This is a genomic window from Weissella sp. ESL1156, assembly GCF_058505625.1.
Genome location: NZ_CP196372.1, coordinates 232,082 through 246,971 on the forward strand (window position 1 = coordinate 232,082; position 14,890 = coordinate 246,971).

The 14,890-nt window shown below is 38.2% G+C and carries 17 protein-coding genes and 1 riboswitch; of the genes, 16 read left to right on the forward strand and 1 reads right to left on the reverse strand.

Going from position 1 to position 14,890, the window contains the following annotated elements; all coding sequences use genetic code 11:
- The first annotated feature begins 122 nt into the window (after nt 1-122).
- Together ACSKY2_RS01175 and ACSKY2_RS01180 are read left to right on the forward strand one after the other, a co-directional pair.
- The gene (locus ACSKY2_RS01175; RefSeq protein ID WP_489839728.1) at nt 123-299 is read left to right on the forward strand and encodes a type II toxin-antitoxin system RelB/DinJ family antitoxin; all 177 of its coding nucleotides are present in this window, start codon (nt 123-125) and stop codon (nt 297-299) included.
- 84 nt (nt 300-383) lie between these two features.
- Nucleotides 384-1,349, forward strand: coding sequence for a cation:proton antiporter (locus tag ACSKY2_RS01180; protein ID WP_489877803.1), 966 nt, complete (start codon nt 384-386; stop codon nt 1,347-1,349).
- A 113-nt stretch (nt 1,350-1,462) separates the two neighbouring features.
- On the opposite strand, the gene ACSKY2_RS01185 is transcribed toward ACSKY2_RS01180, so the two are convergent.
- The gene (locus tag ACSKY2_RS01185) at nt 1,463-2,014 is read right to left on the reverse strand and encodes a hypothetical protein (RefSeq protein ID WP_489877804.1); all 552 of its coding nucleotides are present in this window, start codon (nt 2,012-2,014) and stop codon (nt 1,463-1,465) included.
- A 240-nt stretch (nt 2,015-2,254) separates the two neighbouring features.
- Between ACSKY2_RS01185 and ACSKY2_RS01190 the strand changes: the two genes are divergently transcribed.
- From ACSKY2_RS01190 to ACSKY2_RS01255, 14 genes are all read left to right on the forward strand, one after another.
- The gene (locus tag ACSKY2_RS01190; protein WP_489839725.1) at nt 2,255-3,127 is read left to right on the forward strand and encodes a CvfB family protein; all 873 of its coding nucleotides are present in this window, start codon (nt 2,255-2,257) and stop codon (nt 3,125-3,127) included.
- A gap of 1 nt (nt 3,128) precedes the next feature.
- Entirely contained in the window at nt 3,129-4,037 is a 909-nt protein-coding gene (gene xerD, locus ACSKY2_RS01195) for a site-specific tyrosine recombinase XerD (RefSeq protein ID WP_489877805.1), read from the forward strand.
- Nucleotides 4,038-4,059: 22 nt separating this feature from the next.
- Entirely contained in the window at nt 4,060-4,425 is a 366-nt protein-coding gene (locus ACSKY2_RS01200) for a reductase (protein WP_489839723.1), read from the forward strand.
- On the forward strand, nt 4,422-5,210 hold the full coding sequence (locus ACSKY2_RS01205; protein ID WP_489839722.1) for a segregation and condensation protein A: 789 nt from the start codon (nt 4,422-4,424) through the stop codon (nt 5,208-5,210). The genes ACSKY2_RS01200 and ACSKY2_RS01205 overlap by 4 nt, the downstream gene beginning before the upstream one ends.
- On the forward strand, nt 5,200-5,841 hold the full coding sequence (gene scpB, locus ACSKY2_RS01210; protein ID WP_489877806.1) for an SMC-Scp complex subunit ScpB: 642 nt from the start codon (nt 5,200-5,202) through the stop codon (nt 5,839-5,841). The genes ACSKY2_RS01205 and scpB overlap by 11 nt, the downstream gene beginning before the upstream one ends.
- The gene (locus ACSKY2_RS01215; RefSeq protein ID WP_489877807.1) at nt 5,841-6,608 is read left to right on the forward strand and encodes a pseudouridine synthase; all 768 of its coding nucleotides are present in this window, start codon (nt 5,841-5,843) and stop codon (nt 6,606-6,608) included. Before scpB ends, ACSKY2_RS01215 begins: the two co-directional genes overlap by 1 nt.
- Before the next feature lie 59 nt (nt 6,609-6,667).
- A riboswitch (FMN riboswitch) is annotated at nt 6,668-6,802 on the forward strand.
- Between the two features lie 92 nt (nt 6,803-6,894).
- On the forward strand, nt 6,895-7,473 hold the full coding sequence (locus ACSKY2_RS01220; RefSeq protein WP_489877808.1) for an ECF transporter S component: 579 nt from the start codon (nt 6,895-6,897) through the stop codon (nt 7,471-7,473).
- 71 nt (nt 7,474-7,544) lie between these two features.
- The gene (locus ACSKY2_RS01225) at nt 7,545-8,621 is read left to right on the forward strand and encodes a helix-turn-helix domain-containing protein (RefSeq protein ID WP_489877809.1); all 1,077 of its coding nucleotides are present in this window, start codon (nt 7,545-7,547) and stop codon (nt 8,619-8,621) included.
- Nucleotides 8,608-10,050: a RecQ family ATP-dependent DNA helicase gene (locus ACSKY2_RS01230; protein WP_489877810.1), complete on the forward strand. Its 1,443-nt coding sequence runs from the start codon at nt 8,608-8,610 to the stop codon at nt 10,048-10,050. Before ACSKY2_RS01225 ends, ACSKY2_RS01230 begins: the two co-directional genes overlap by 14 nt.
- Nucleotides 10,051-10,135: 85 nt before the next feature.
- The gene (locus ACSKY2_RS01235) at nt 10,136-10,729 is read left to right on the forward strand and encodes a LysM domain-containing protein (protein ID WP_489877811.1); all 594 of its coding nucleotides are present in this window, start codon (nt 10,136-10,138) and stop codon (nt 10,727-10,729) included.
- Between the two features lie 193 nt (nt 10,730-10,922).
- On the forward strand, nt 10,923-11,597 hold the full coding sequence (gene cmk / locus ACSKY2_RS01240; protein WP_489877812.1) for a (d)CMP kinase: 675 nt from the start codon (nt 10,923-10,925) through the stop codon (nt 11,595-11,597).
- A 96-nt stretch (nt 11,598-11,693) separates the two neighbouring features.
- Complete coding sequence (gene rpsA, locus ACSKY2_RS01245; RefSeq protein ID WP_489839714.1) at nt 11,694-12,911, forward strand: 30S ribosomal protein S1; 1,218 nt, start codon at nt 11,694-11,696, stop codon at nt 12,909-12,911.
- A gap of 153 nt (nt 12,912-13,064) precedes the next feature.
- Nucleotides 13,065-14,375, forward strand: a complete 1,311-nt coding sequence (gene der / locus ACSKY2_RS01250) for a ribosome biogenesis GTPase Der (RefSeq protein ID WP_489877813.1) — start codon at nt 13,065-13,067, stop codon at nt 14,373-14,375.
- Between the two features lie 206 nt (nt 14,376-14,581).
- On the forward strand, nt 14,582-14,857 hold the full coding sequence (locus tag ACSKY2_RS01255; protein WP_042493879.1) for an HU family DNA-binding protein: 276 nt from the start codon (nt 14,582-14,584) through the stop codon (nt 14,855-14,857).
- Nucleotides 14,858-14,890: the final 33 nt, after the last annotated feature.

Here is a 14,890-nt window from a genome sequence, read left to right on the forward strand (position 1 = left end):
TAGCAATAACTAGCAAAATTGTATAAAAACTGCTAGTATTTTATTCATATTTAAGGTACATGTAAACTGTACTATGATATAATATTGTCATACAAAGTAACTAATGTGAAGGGAGTAGCATTATGGCAGAAAAGTTAATTCAATTGCGCGTTGAGGACAGTGTCAAAGACAAAGCAGATGAAATTTTTAAGTCACAAGGGTTAACCACGCAGACAGCAATCAAGATTTTCTTGACACAAGTTGCGAATACTGGTGAGTCACCATTTAGCAACTTATTTTCACGTAATTTATCAAAGTAAATAATATTTCGGTTGGGCGTATGCTTCAAGTTTCTGGGTGGGTAACCAGTAGAAATTGAAGTGTACGCTTTTTTGGAGGTTTTAATGGGGATTATTGGGCAGGTCATTATTTTAATCATTATCACATTACTGATTGGATATATTGGGAAAAAACTAGGCTTTGCTGAGGTTGTTGGCCAATTAATTGCAGGAATTATTGTCGGGCCGGCTTTATTACATTGGGTTACGACTGGACCAACAATTGCAACACTGTCAGAATTAGGGGTGTGGCTGTTGATGTTTACAGCTGGCTTGGAGACAGACGTCAGTCAATTAAAGCGCAATCTAACAGGCGCAACTTTAACAGCTGTTTTAGGTGTTATTGTGCCATTACTTCTTTTTTCAGCGACAGCACTGATATTGGGCTATGAGTTTCATGTTGCCATCTTTTGGGGCATTGTGTTTGCCGCAACTTCTATTTCAATTACGATTAGTGTGTTGGGTGAAGCGGGTCGTTTAGGTTCACAGGTAGGTGCTGTTGTCCTAGGTGCAGCCGTATTGGACGACATATTAGCATTATTATTAGTTGGTGCCTATGTTCTAATTCTTGGTGGTCAAGGACTAAGTATGACGACATTACTACCAATTGTGTTTTTTATTTTAGGAATTTTGATGAATCGTTTGTCTAAATCTGGACAAATTTTAAAAATGGCAAATTTAGTTGGTACTTGGACCTTATTTCCAGTTTTCTTTGGTTCGATTGGTTTGCATATTTCTTTGAATGGGTTACAAAAAACGTGGCCACTGATTATTATTTTGACGATTTTAGCAGTGATAACAAAATACTATGGTGCGCAATGGGGCGCACGCTTAGCGAAATTGAATAAACCTGCCGCTCAGGCAATTGGTGCAGGCATGGTGTCACGAGGTGAGATGGCGTTAGTTGTTGCACAAATTGGTTTGAATGCAGCGTTGATTTCGAAAAATATTTTTGGTGATATGGTTATTGTCATTATCATGTCAACGATTATTGCGCCTATTCTATTACGTCCATTATTGAAAAAAGTGTAGTCGATCTATATGATCATTTAATCAAAAAAGGTACCAAGTTGCGCCCGCTTAAACTTCACGCCAATTTTTTGGGTTCAGTTTAACTTTGCGTTGCTTCGGTACCTTTTTTTGTTTTATAGAGGATCAATATCGTAACGTTTCATTCTGAGTTCACGTTTTTGACCTTTAGTGGGTTTGTATAAGAAATTAAAATAAGCTGCTCGCCAATCATCAAAAGAAGCGGCCAATGATGCAATATCCTCAGGAATCTCGGTACGAGGAATATGTGTTATGTCTGGATGTGCTGTAAAATACTCATCTAACCAAGCACCGATTTTCGCATGTCCAGCATTTTCTTCATCAACGTTAAACCAGTTTGTTGGTTCAGGATGAATTAATTGATCATCAACGCCAAATAAATCCATTGTGCCATGCACTTTAAATGGCCGAATTAACGTTATTTTTGGATTAAATTGCCAAACAAAATTTCCTGGCGCAGTTTCTTCAACATTTTCTAATTGCACAACAGCACCAGCCATGTTGGAAGGTAAGCCACTTTGTTTCAATGCGTACGATGTAATAACTAAATCACCACGATGCTCTGTATTGAATGGATACACCACACCAACTTTGGCACCAACTAAGATATCAATTAATACCTGTGGTTCCATACCAATTGCTTTCATAAATATAAACCCGCTTTCAAGATAATATTAACCATTTTAGCAAAAATTCATGTTTTTGCCGAGATATATGAGAGAATTTGGTTTACATATATCATATCCAATGCATATCTGTTAAGATAATTAAATATAGTGAACAAGATTACTGGCGCTATGATGCTGGTTATAAATAACCTTTACCAGTGCTGTGGCATCGGACTGTTATAACAACGGATGCAACTGATGTAAAAGGATGGAGATAGAATGACACATAAACTTGGTGATGTGATTACGGCTAAAGTAACTGACGAAAATGATCGTTATTACTATGCGCAAATTAACGGTGAAACTTATGAAATTGCAAAAGAAGAACTGATTAAACCATTAAAAATTGGTGGACTTGTTTCCGGTTTTGCCTATGAAAATGAGAAACACCAACTAGAGATAACGAAAAATATCCCTGATGTTCGGGTAGGACATTATGCTTGGGGAACAGTGACGGATATTCGTCGAGACTTAGGTGTCTTTGTTGATATTGGTTTGCCAAATAAAGATGTTGTTGTGTCATTAGATGAATTGCCAACAATTAAAGAATTGTGGCCACAACGCGGTGACAAATTGATGATAACATTGCGTATCGATAAAAAAGACCGTTTATGGGGTGAATTAGTGACACCAGAAATTTTGCAAGCTGTGCGAATTCCTGCTAAAACAAATATGCATAACAAACAAGTGCAAGCAACCGTGTATCGCTTAAAAATGGTGGGTACATTAGTGATTACGTCTGATTATCACTTTGGCTTTATCCATCCCGATGAACGTCAAAGAGAACCTCGTTTAGGTGAAGTATTATCAGCACGTGTTATTGGTGTGCGACCTGATGGTGTGCTGAATTTGTCGTTGCGTCCAAGAGCATACGAAGCTATTCCTGAAGATGCGCAAATGCTGTTAACTTTGTTGGAGCGATCAGCAACACACAGTTTGCCATTTACGGACAAGTCAGACCCAAAGGCTATAAAAAAATACTTTGGCATGTCAAAGTCACAATTTAAGCGAGCTGTTGGTAGATTGTATAAGGAACGTCGCATTACACAAAATGAAAAAGGACTCTTTTTAGTAGAAAGCGAAGGCGAATAATATGAAAGTGCAGGTAGGACCATTTGAGGACGTTTTGGTTGACTACCTTCATTATTTGACTGTGGAGCGCGGCTTATCAGCTAATACAAAATATTCTTATCAACAAGATTTGACACAATTTTTTCAATATTTGATGACTGAAAAATACAACAGTTTAACAAACGTTGATCGTTTTACAATTATGGCCTTTTTAGGTGTTTTAGAACAAAAAGGTAAGTCGCGTAATACAGTGATTCGCATGGTGTCAACTTTACGAAAATTTTTTGAATTTTTGCAAATGAACCATATGATTGATCATAATCCGATGTTACAAGTTGATTCCCCTAAAAAAGCACAACATTTGCCAGCAGTTTTAACTTTATCTGAGGTAGAAGCTTTGTTACGTGTGCCGGATACAAAAACACCTCTGGGATTGCGTAATCGGACGATTCTAGAAGTGATGTATGCAACTGGTCTGCGCGTTAGTGAGTTAGTTAATTTAAGATTAGACAATCTGCATTTAGATTTAGGGTTAATTCAGACGATTGGAAAAGGGGACAAAGAACGGATCGTGCCCATTGGTGACGTGGCAGCAAAGTGGTTGAGACAATATTTAAGTGACGGACGACCATTGTTAGGTAAACAGCAAGATCCCCATATTATTTTTTTGAATGATCGTGGTCATCAGTTGACACGTCAGGGTATTTGGAAATTAATCAAACAATGGGTCAAACAAGCAGGCATTACCAAAGATGTATCACCCCATACTTTACGTCATTCTTTTGCAACCCATATTTTAGAAAATGGGGCGGACTTACGTATTGTACAAGAATTATTGGGGCATGCTGACATATCAACCACACAGATTTATACGCATATTTCAAATAAACGGTTAACTGAAGTTTATGAAAAAGCGCATCCTCGAGCCTAGTTCGGATTGATTGGAGGAAAATATGTTAATTATCGTACGTAAAGATCAATCAAAAATTGTCATGGGCTTATTATCATATAGCCCAAACTTACCAGATATTGCTGCTGTGCAGCGAGAGTATGACTGGTACCAAACAGATGATAGTCGTCATATTTTGTTATGGCGTGATGAAGATACGCATCACTTTACGGTGTTACTTGGCATTTTACAAATTTATAATTCGGTTGTTATTCGACGAATTGTTTTTAGTCCTGAAGTACAACGTCGCCAACAACTAAGACTTGGTCATGAAATTTATCAAGCTTTAAAGTCTCAATATCCAGACAGAGTGATTATGGGATCAATTGCGACGCAGAAATATGTTACGAAATGGCGAGAAACAAAATGAGTGAAGAATTAACGTATCATTTAGATGATTTTGATGGTCCATTGGATTTATTGTTACACCTCATTCGGGTCAATGAGATGGACATTATGGACATACCAATTGTTGCAATTACTGCACAATACTTAGATTTCTTACACGCAGAACAAGAGAGAGATTTAGATGTTGCTGGTGAATTTTTAGTGATGGCTGCAACGTTGATGTCGATTAAAGCCAACTATTTATTACCTAAAAATGATAATTTTGAGTATGATGAAGATCTGGCTGAGTTCGTAACGGAAGAGGCAGATCCTCGCGAAACATTGATGATGCAATTATTGGAGTACCAACGTTACCAACAAGCTGCGGGAGATTTACGTGAACGTGAAGAAGAACGACAATTACAATTTTCACGTGCGCCAATGCCAATTCCTGACGATATTCATGGTGCACCTTTACCTGAAGGATTGACTTTAGCTGATTTACAAACAGCATTTGATCAGTTAGTTAAAAAAAGATTTCAAAAGCAAGTACAGCCGCGATCATTACGAAATGACAACTGGTCTATTCACCAACAAATGTCACATATCATGGACCGCATGACGACAGTCGATACGTTGACTTTTGAAGAATTGTTTTCTGAAAAAAAGAGTCGCGATGAGCTCGTGACAACATTTATGGCGATGCTTGAATTGGTCAGACATCAGCATTTGCAAGTGAAGCAGGATAAATTATTTGATACAATTAATCTTTCATGTGGTCAAATACCGTATGAACAAGGAGAGGAAGAAACGGCCAATGCAGAATAGCTTACAACAAATTGAAGGATTGTTATTTGTTGCAGGGGATGAAGGCATTACGCTGGGCGAACTGGCAGCAGCAACACAATTTTTAAAGCCGGCTGTTAATGGGCTACTAGACGATTTAGCAGTAAAATATTCGTCGGATGAGAGTTGTGCTTTTGAAATACTCAAGACAGATGATCGTTATCAACTAGTCACGAAGACAACCTTGTCTGAAACAATTCATCGATTTTTTACAGCACCATTAACAACTGCTTTGTCACAAGCATCTCTTGAAGTACTGGCAATTATTGCCTATAAACAACCAGTGACTAGGATTGAGGTGGATGAAATTCGGGGAGTGCAATCTCAATCAACGATTCAAAAGTTAGTCTTACGCAATTTGGTGACTAGCAAGGGACGTTCTACCGAACCGGGGCGACCTATCTTATATGGGACAACGTCGTATTTTTTGAATTACTTTGGTTTAACAAATTTGGACGAATTACCACCTTTGGTTACAGCAAAAGCATTAAAAGATTTGCAAAATAATCAAGAGACAGTCATCCCGTTAATGCCAACAGGTAATGAGCAATCTTCATTTGATGTGACGATTGCTGAATTGACGAACGACTTAGAAAATAACGAGGAAAAATAATGGCAGAACGATTACAAAAAGTGATGGCACAAGCGGGGGTGGCTTCACGTCGTGCATCTGAAAAAATGATTACCGCAGGCCAAGTCACAGTTAATGGCCAAGTAAAAACAGAGCTGGGGACAAAAGTAGAACCTAGTGATCATATCGAAGTTAATGGGACACCCATTGAAGCAAAAGAAAAATTAGTCTATTTTTTGTTAAACAAGCCGCGCGGGGTGGTAACGACCAATTCTGATGATAAAGGGCGACAAACAGTGATGGATATTGTTGATGAACCTGAGCGTGTTTACCCAGTTGGTCGTTTGGATTATGATACGACTGGTGCATTGTTATTGACGAACGACGGTGATTTAGCGAATAAATTAATGCATCCTAAATATCGTATAGATAAGGTGTATGTGGCTAAAGTGAATGGCATTCCAACAAATGAGTCCTTAGAAAAATTACGTCATGGTGTGACTGTTAAAACAGTCCAAAAAGGACGCCATTATACATTTAGTGCAGCCCCAGCACATGCTGAAATTTTATCAACAGATAAGAAAAAGCATACAGCAATCGTTAAGTTGACGATTCATGAAGGTAAGTATCATCAAGTCAAAGAGATGTTACGTACGGTTGGCTATGAGGTTATTAAATTAACGCGTGAACGTTATGGTATGCTAGATTTAACTGGTTTGACGGCTGGTGAATATCGACCATTGCGTCACGAAGAGGTACAAACATTAAAATCAGGTCGCCAGTTCCGTAAATCAGCTGGACGTTGGTAAGCAATACCAAATGACTATTGACTTTTAGTAACAGGAAAGCTACTATAAATATGATAATTAAATATCTTCAGGGCAGGGTGTAATTCCCGACCGGCGGTAATCTGATTTTTTAGAAAGTCCGCGACCCACGATGTTGTGGTTGATATGGTGTGAATCCATAACCGACAGTAAAGTCTGGTATGCAGAAGAATTAATGAATTGACTGATATAGTCGGTTTTATTTGTGTCGCCCTGACACGAATGAGACCGACTTTTTTATTATCAGTGTGGAGGGATATATTGTATCATGAATAGAACACGTCATTTAACGATTATTGCACTGTTATCAGCAATTGCTTTTGTTTTGATGGTATTTCCACAATTTCCGTTATTACCGGGAGCAAGTTTTTTAAAAATTGATTTTTCAATTGTACCAGTTTTGTTTGGTGCCTTATTATTAGGTTTGAAGCAAGGCTATGTTATTTTAATTTTAAGATCTGTTTTAAAATTATTGTTAAATAATGAAGGACCAGGTGATTTGATTGGTTTGCCAATGAACATTATTGGGATGGCTGTTTTGATGACAATTATTATCATGGTAATGAAACGAAATGATGTATCAAAAAAACAATTTATGATTGGCACATTAATGGGAACGATTGGATTAACGATTGCCATGGTTATTCTTAATTATGTTTACGCTGTACCGCTGTATGCCGTGTTTGCTAATTTTGATATTAAAGCCACGATTGGACTAGGACATTATTTGCTTTGGATGGTCGTGCCGTTTAACCTAATTGAAGGAGTTATTCTAGGTGCCGTATCTGGTGTCGTCTTTTTCTCTTTCCAACGTGTTTTGGCACGAATGCATTCACAACTAAATTAAATCAAGTGACTTGCACTTCGTTCACTAATTTCTTAAACTAATGATTAGTATGTGGAAAGGTGGACAGTGTGGTGACAGATAATTTTTTGATTACCCTATTTTCGTCAACACAAGCACGACGACATCGGGTAATTTTTAGTTTATTGAAACGTCGATTAACTGTGTCGACTGAGTACTGGGGATTACGTTATCAATTGTTGCCATATGTTGGCCTGATGCCACAATTAGAAAAGACAGCTTTTGATGAACAAATAAAGCGATTTATTCAAACGGGTTTATTAATTGAAAAGCAATCTGAAACAGGTCAGTTATTATTGACACAAAAGGGCATTTTGGCGCAACAAAAGTTTGCTAAGCAACACTATCAATTGCAGTATGTCACGTTGGCAACCCAGCCTTTAGCTAATGTTCGTCATTTTCGAGAAACATTCTTACTCGCCAATCAGATTATTTCGGAAGCGTCATATCAAAATAACCATTATTATCCATTGCAAGTTGATTTAAAAACGAAATTATTAGTGAAGCAATGGTATCGACAGATAACGAATAAACAGACATTAGGTGTTACTTGGTCAGCCGACATCCAGCAATTCCTTGAACAGTTACCTGAAAAAACTGCCAATCAATTTATTGCAACGTGGGTGGGGCATCAAATAGCAGGGAAAAATATTGCGCAATTAGGACACCCAACAACTTGGGGAGCAATTGATTTTTATTTATGGGAATTAGATTTGTTTGCTTTGTGGAGTACAACGATTTCAAAAAGGTCGCGTCCAAGTATATTAAAAACCTTATGGCAGTTAACACAAACACAAAGCAATCTTTCCAATAGTATGCAATTAACATGTCGACAGGTTAGCCAAGGATTGTCAATTGCGCAAATTAGTCAACGACGTCATTTAAAAATAGGAACCGTGCGAGAACATTTATTATCGGCGGCAATTTGGTTACCGCAACAGAATTTTCCTTACGATTTGTTTTTAACATCCCAAATAGTGAGTTACTTAAAAGAAAATCTCAGTGGTGCCATTGATGACTGGCAATTTTCAAGTGTTAGAAGATCAGACGATCCAAACGAATTTTTTTTATTTCGCTTATATGAAATTTATTTAACCAAGCAAGAGGAAACAAAAGATGCCAGGTTCTAATTTAGAAAATGTTTTACATCATAAATTTGGTTTTGAAACATTTAAAACGGGTCAACAGGAAATTTTAACAGCTTTATTGGCTAAAAAATCAACCATGGCTGTGTTACCAACTGGTGGGGGGAAAACATTAATTTATCAAATGATGGGTGCGTTACGACCAGGATTGATTCTCATTGTAACACCTTTATTATCGTTAATGCAGGATCAAGTTGCTCGTTTGAATTATCTTGGTGAAAAAAAAGTCGTTGCTTTAAATTCAACTTTATCGTACGAAAATAAAAAAATGGTGTTAAAAAACCTCGCAAGTTATCATTTCTTGTTTATTTCGCCAGAAATGCTTCATCAAGAACCAGTACAAGCTGCTTTGACACGAATTACCATTAACTTAATGGTGGTTGACGAAGTACATACCATGGTGACGTGGGGACAAGATTTTCGACCAGATTATTTGGCATTGCCACGAATTCATGAGCAGTTACATAAACCACAGTTACTATTATTAACGGCGACGGCCACGCCACATATGATTCATGAAATTATTGATAGCTTTGGTATGGCTGAGACAGATTGGTTTATTTATAAACATGCAGTCGATCGTCCCAATATTTATTTACATACAGAACAGTTGGCTAATGACGCTGAAAAGAGACAGCGCTTAAAAGAATTAGTTATGACCACGACAGGTCCAGGGATTATTTACTTTACGTCACGAAAATTAGCAACAAGTATGGCTGAATGGCTACATGAAGAAACCCAGCAAAATGTGGTTGCTTATCACGGTGGGATGGATACAATTTCACGATATCGTGTCCAACAACAGTTTATGCATGGTGATATTGATGTGATTACAGCAACTTCCGCATTTGGTATGGGAATAGATAAAGATAATATTCGTTTTGTTATTCATTATCATTTAAGTAATGATTTATCTAATTATTTACAAGAAATTGGGCGTGCTGGTCGTGATAACCAGCAAGCTGTTGCAATATTATTATATGTCCCCGGGGATGAACTGATTCAATTTAATTTAATTGATCAAACGATTCCAAATTCTGCTGCAATCAAAATTTACTTAGAACACCCTAATGCAGATGTTTTAACTGCTGATCAAGTAAAATTATTAAACTTTTATCGCAACAGTGGTCTGTCAATTGCTGATATTATTCAAATTTTTGAACAAAGAAAATATAGTCGTCAAGAAAATTTGTGGTCAATGATCAATTACGCTAAGTCGCCAGGTCAATTGCGCAAACAAATTAGTGAATATTTTGGTAATGATACGACGACGCTATCTTTGACAGATGAAAGCGTGGGTGTGACAGACTGGCCACCTGCAGAATTGGCACTGGCAAGAAAAGAAAACGTACCACGACCTGAAATGGTGGCAGATTGGTCACAACAGTTAAAAAAACTGTTTAATTTACAATAAAGTTTGGGTGTGACACTAACTATTTTAAGGTACTTAGTGTATGATTAAAGATAATAAAAAAAGAGAGTAAGGAGAGCCACCAATCATGACCGAAAAGAAGAATGAACAACAGCCATGGGAGGCATCTTTCAAAGATGAAACGACCAAACAGTATTCAAGAACACAAAACCGACGTAAGTCACAACGTGTTAGTATGGTTGTCGGAATTTTGGTATTGATTGTCATTGCTTTGTCGTTTGTTCCTGTCTATAAATATTTACAGGAATTGAATAAACCTGCTGATGCCACAACAAATACTGAATTGCCTGTTGCTTCATCTACGAAAACAACCACCTCAACCAATAAAGTGACAGATGCTGCGAAGTCAGAATCAAAGGCAAAGGTGGCTGCATCGAAATCTTCTGTCGCAGCTGCCAAAAAGTCAAGCGAGGCTGCAGCTAAATCGTCTTCAGAAGCCGCCGCTTCTTCTGAGGCAGCTGCATCTTCTGAAGCAGCCTCTTCATCAGCAGCGTCATCTTCTTCAGAAGAAGCTTCAAAGACTGTTAATTTTGAGTCAGGAACGCTTTATAGTTTTGCTGTTGCAAATGGGACAACACCAGAAGAATTGTATACGTTAAATCCAGGCTTAACGGCAAGTAATTATGCTACTTATTATGGCAAAGGCTTAAAAGTTAAGTAAAAATTTATCGTTGTTGTTGAAACGTCAGTTTGTGATAGGGGTCGTTAATCTTACCATTTTATGTTGGTAGATTAACGTTTTTTTTGCGTATACTTCAAATAATGTCAAATCATTTTTTAAACTAGTCGTACTAGTGTTTCTAGGCAATTAAGCGTAGAATAAGACAGTAATAAATTGAATAAGGATGTGAATCATGAACCCAATTCAGATTGCAATTGATGGCCCAGCTTCTGCAGGTAAGTCGACAATTGCTAAAATTTTGGCTACGGACTTAAACTTTGTCTATGTTGACACAGGGGCAATGTATCGGACAGTAACTTTAGCAGCAATTAAATCAGGCGTTACATTAACTGATGAACAAGCTGTGACAGCCCTACTACCTGACATTAAAATTTCATTTCAGCCGGGTAACCCAGTACAACACGTTTTTCTAAATAGTGAGGAAGTGACTGAAGAGATTCGTTCGGTTGCAGTCACAGCAAATGTATCCGTTGTTTCTGCTTATGGTGAAGTGCGCAATGCGATGACCACGTTGCAACGAGAAATTGCTGCTGCTGGTGGTGTCGTGATGGATGGTCGTGACATTGGGACAACTGTGCTACCAGATGCTGAAGTGAAAATATTTTTAATTGCATCTGTTCATGAACGTGCAGTACGTCGCTTTAAAGAAAATCAAGCCAAGGGAATGGCAACTACTTTGACTGAACTTGAAACAGCAATTGAGAAGCGAGATTATCTTGATTCTCATCGTGAAATTTCACCACTAAAGAAAGCAATTGATGCAACTGAATTGGATACGACAGGTCTCTCAATTAACGAAGTAGTGAGTGAAGTGAAGCATATTATTGAAAATAAATTACAAAAATAATAATTACGGCTAAAAAAGTGCAAAAAGTACTAGTAAAATATACCAATATTAGGTATAATATTCATTAGAGTCGTGTGACCAGGAGGATATATTGTAATGAACGAAGAGAACAACGAGCTATTGGCAGCTCTTGACAGCGTAGCCGAAGTTAAAGTTGGCGATGTAGTTAAGGGTGAAGTCTTGGCAATTGATGATAATCGTCAAGTTATCGTAGGTATTGAAGGTGCCGGCGTTGAAGGTGTGATTCCTTTGCGTGAATTGACAACTGACCGCGATGCGGACGTAAATGACCTTGTCAAGGTTGGAGACGTGTTGGATTTGGTAGTTGTATCAACTATCGGTTCTGACAAGGAAGGTGGATCATACCTATTGTCAAAGCGTCGTCTTGAAGCTCGTCGTGCTTGGGAAGAAATCGCAAGCAAGCACAGTGTTGACGACATTGTGGAAGCACCAGTAACACAAGCTGTTAAGGGTGGTTTGGTTGTTGACGTTGAAGGTGTACGTGGATTCGTACCTGCTTCAATGATTGAGAACCGTTTCGTGCAAGATTTGAACCAATACAAAGGTCAAACTATCCGTGCAAAGATTATCGAAATCAATGCAGCAGACAGTCGTTTGATCTTGTCACGTCGTGATGTATTGAACGAAGAGCGTAAAGCTGCTTTGGCACGTATTTTTGACGAACTATCAGTTGGTGATGTTATTGAAGGTAAAGTTGCTCGTATGACTAACTTTGGTGCATTTATTGACCTTGGTGGTGTTGATGGATTGGTACACGTATCTGAAATCTCACACGAACGCGTTTCACAACCTTCAGACGTTTTGTCAGTTGGTGAAGAAGTTAAGGTTAAGGTTTTGGGCTTGGATCCAGAACGTGAGCGTATCTCATTGTCAATCAAGGCTACTCAACCTGGACCTTGGGACGAAGCTGCTGAGAAGGCACCTGCTGGTACAGTTCTAGAGGGGACTGTTAAGCGTGTGGTTGACTTCGGTGCATTCGTTGAAGTGTTCCCAGGTGTCGAAGGTTTGGTTCACGTTTCACAAATCTCACACAAGCACATTGCTAACCCAAGTGATGTTTTGAAGGCTGGAGACAAGGTTAAGGTTAAGGTTTTGGATGTTAATCCAGAGCGTCAACGTTTATCATTGTCAATCAAGGCTTTGGAAGAGGCACCTGCACACGAGGAAAATGATCGTCCTCGTCGTTCACGTCGCCCACGTCAATCAGCACCTACTAACTATTCAACTTCAGAAGAAGAAGGATCAGCAACACTAGGTGATGCATTTGGTGATATTTTTAAAGATTTTAACTAAGCATTAGAATAGCTTAAAACAGTTAGAGGCTGGGACAAGAGTTGTCTCAGCCTCTAATTTTTGTTTCGTCTTAATTCATGTTAAGATTATATGTAACAGTGACAAATTAAATTGAGGTAGCAAAAAATTTAATACCTCAGAAAAGAGGATAATATGGGATTCCCTGTTGTGGCAGTTGTTGGTCGCCCAAATGTGGGTAAATCAACAATCTTTAACCGCATTGCGGGTGATCGAATTTCAATTGTTGAGGACACACCTGGTGTAACGCGTGATCGTATTTATACACGTGCAGAATGGCTGACTCATGAATTTCGATTAATCGATACTGGTGGTATTGATATGGGTGATGAACCATTCATGTCACAAATTGTACAGCAAGCTGAAATCGCAATTGATGAAGCGGATGTCATTATTTTTATGGTGTCTGCACGGGAAGGATTGACTGAAGCTGATGAGCGCGTAGCCAAAATTTTGTATCAATCAAAGAAACCAGTTGTATTGGCCGTGAATAAAGTTGATAATATTGAATTACGATCAGAAATTTATGAGTTCTATGCTTTGGGATTTGGTGATCCATACCCTATTTCAGGTGCCCATGGTACTGGTTTAGGTGATTTATTAGACCAAGTTGTGGCTAATTTTCCTGAATCTGACGTACAAGAAGATGATGAAGCCGTTCGCTTCTCATTTATTGGACGCCCAAATGTGGGTAAATCATCGTTAGTTAATGCAATGTTAGGTGAAGAGCGGGTGATCGTTTCAGATATCTCTGGTACGACGCGTGATGCAATTGATACGCGTTTCACCTCTGCAGAAGGTGATGAATTTGTGATGGTTGATACGGCTGGTATTCGTAAGCGTGGTAAAGTGTATGAATCAACAGAAAAATACTCTGTTATGCGTGCTATGCGTGCTATTGATGATTCAAATGTTGTTCTTGTCGTTTTGAATGCAGAAGAAGGTATTCGTGAACAGGATAAGCATGTTGCTGGGTATGCACATGAAGCCGGTCGTGCCGTTATTATTGTGGTTAACAAGTGGGATACGCTTGAAAAAGACAACCACACGATGGCAGATTTTGAAAATCAAATCCGTGAAGAATTTCAGTATCTGTCATACGCACCAATTGTCTTTGTTTCAGCAGTAACTAAGCAAAGACTAAACAAATTACCTGCGTTAATTAAGCAAGTTAATGAAAATCATCAAAAGCGTATTCAATCAGCTACGTTGAATGAAGTGATTATGGATGCTTTGGCACTAAATCCAACCTCAACGGTGAATGGTAAGCGTCTAAGAGTTTATTACGCAACACAGGTTGCTATTCAGCCACCGACATTTGTGGTCTTTGTCAATGACCCAGAATTAATGCACTTTTCATATGAACGTTTCTTAGAAAATCAAATCCGTAAATCATTTGATTTTACAGGAACGCCAATTCACTTAATTAAACGTGCGCGCAAGTAAAAATAAACTTAATTTGACATTCCTTAAACAATTTTTTATATAAATGTTTAAGGATATGACAAAAAGCCTGTTGTATCAACGTTTTAAGACAGATTTTACTTGTAAGATGGCGTTAATTATGATATTCTAATTATCGAAATCTAATTACAGATTCGATCTAAATTTATTGGCAAATTGCCAATATACCTATCCAGGAGGAAAGTTAAATGGCTAACAAGCAAGAATTAGTAACTGATGTTGCAACTGCAACTGGTTTGACAAAGAAGGATGCAACTGCAGCAGTTGATGCTGTATTTGCTTCAATTCAAGATACTTTGGCAAAAGGTGAAAAAGTACAATTAATTGGCTTTGGTAACTTTGAAGTACGTTCTCGTGCCGCTCGCAAGGGTCGCAACCCACAAACTGGTGAGGAAATCGAGATTGCTGCATCAAAGATTCCTGCATTCAAGCCTGGTAAGGCTTTGAAAGACGCCATCAAGTAATTTTTCAAAAAAGAAGTTGTGTTCCATAGCTTC

Excerpts from the sequence above, each read along its gene's own strand:
- ACSKY2_RS01185 (WP_489877804.1), bottom strand. The coding sequence starts at position 2,014 with ATGAAAGCAATTGGTATGGAACCACAGGTATTAATTGATATCTTAGTT.
- der (WP_489877813.1), top strand. The coding sequence starts at position 13,065 with ATGGGATTCCCTGTTGTGGCAGTTGTTGGTCGCCCAAATGTGGGTAAA.
- ACSKY2_RS01200 (WP_489839723.1), top strand. The coding sequence starts at position 4,060 with ATGTTAATTATCGTACGTAAAGATCAATCAAAAATTGTCATGGGCTTA.
- ACSKY2_RS01220 (WP_489877808.1), top strand. The coding sequence starts at position 6,895 with ATGAATAGAACACGTCATTTAACGATTATTGCACTGTTATCAGCAATT.
- ACSKY2_RS01215 (WP_489877807.1), top strand. The coding sequence starts at position 5,841 with ATGGCAGAACGATTACAAAAAGTGATGGCACAAGCGGGGGTGGCTTCA.
- ACSKY2_RS01180 (WP_489877803.1), top strand. The coding sequence starts at position 384 with ATGGGGATTATTGGGCAGGTCATTATTTTAATCATTATCACATTACTG.
- xerD (WP_489877805.1), top strand. The coding sequence starts at position 3,129 with ATGAAAGTGCAGGTAGGACCATTTGAGGACGTTTTGGTTGACTACCTT.
- ACSKY2_RS01230 (WP_489877810.1), top strand. The coding sequence starts at position 8,608 with ATGCCAGGTTCTAATTTAGAAAATGTTTTACATCATAAATTTGGTTTT.
- ACSKY2_RS01205 (WP_489839722.1), top strand. The coding sequence starts at position 4,422 with ATGAGTGAAGAATTAACGTATCATTTAGATGATTTTGATGGTCCATTG.
- ACSKY2_RS01235 (WP_489877811.1), top strand. The coding sequence starts at position 10,136 with ATGACCGAAAAGAAGAATGAACAACAGCCATGGGAGGCATCTTTCAAA.
- ACSKY2_RS01175 (WP_489839728.1), top strand. The coding sequence starts at position 123 with ATGGCAGAAAAGTTAATTCAATTGCGCGTTGAGGACAGTGTCAAAGAC.
- ACSKY2_RS01255 (WP_042493879.1), top strand. The coding sequence starts at position 14,582 with ATGGCTAACAAGCAAGAATTAGTAACTGATGTTGCAACTGCAACTGGT.
- scpB (WP_489877806.1), top strand. The coding sequence starts at position 5,200 with ATGCAGAATAGCTTACAACAAATTGAAGGATTGTTATTTGTTGCAGGG.
- cmk (WP_489877812.1), top strand. The coding sequence starts at position 10,923 with ATGAACCCAATTCAGATTGCAATTGATGGCCCAGCTTCTGCAGGTAAG.
- ACSKY2_RS01190 (WP_489839725.1), top strand. The coding sequence starts at position 2,255 with ATGACACATAAACTTGGTGATGTGATTACGGCTAAAGTAACTGACGAA.
- rpsA (WP_489839714.1), top strand. The coding sequence starts at position 11,694 with ATGAACGAAGAGAACAACGAGCTATTGGCAGCTCTTGACAGCGTAGCC.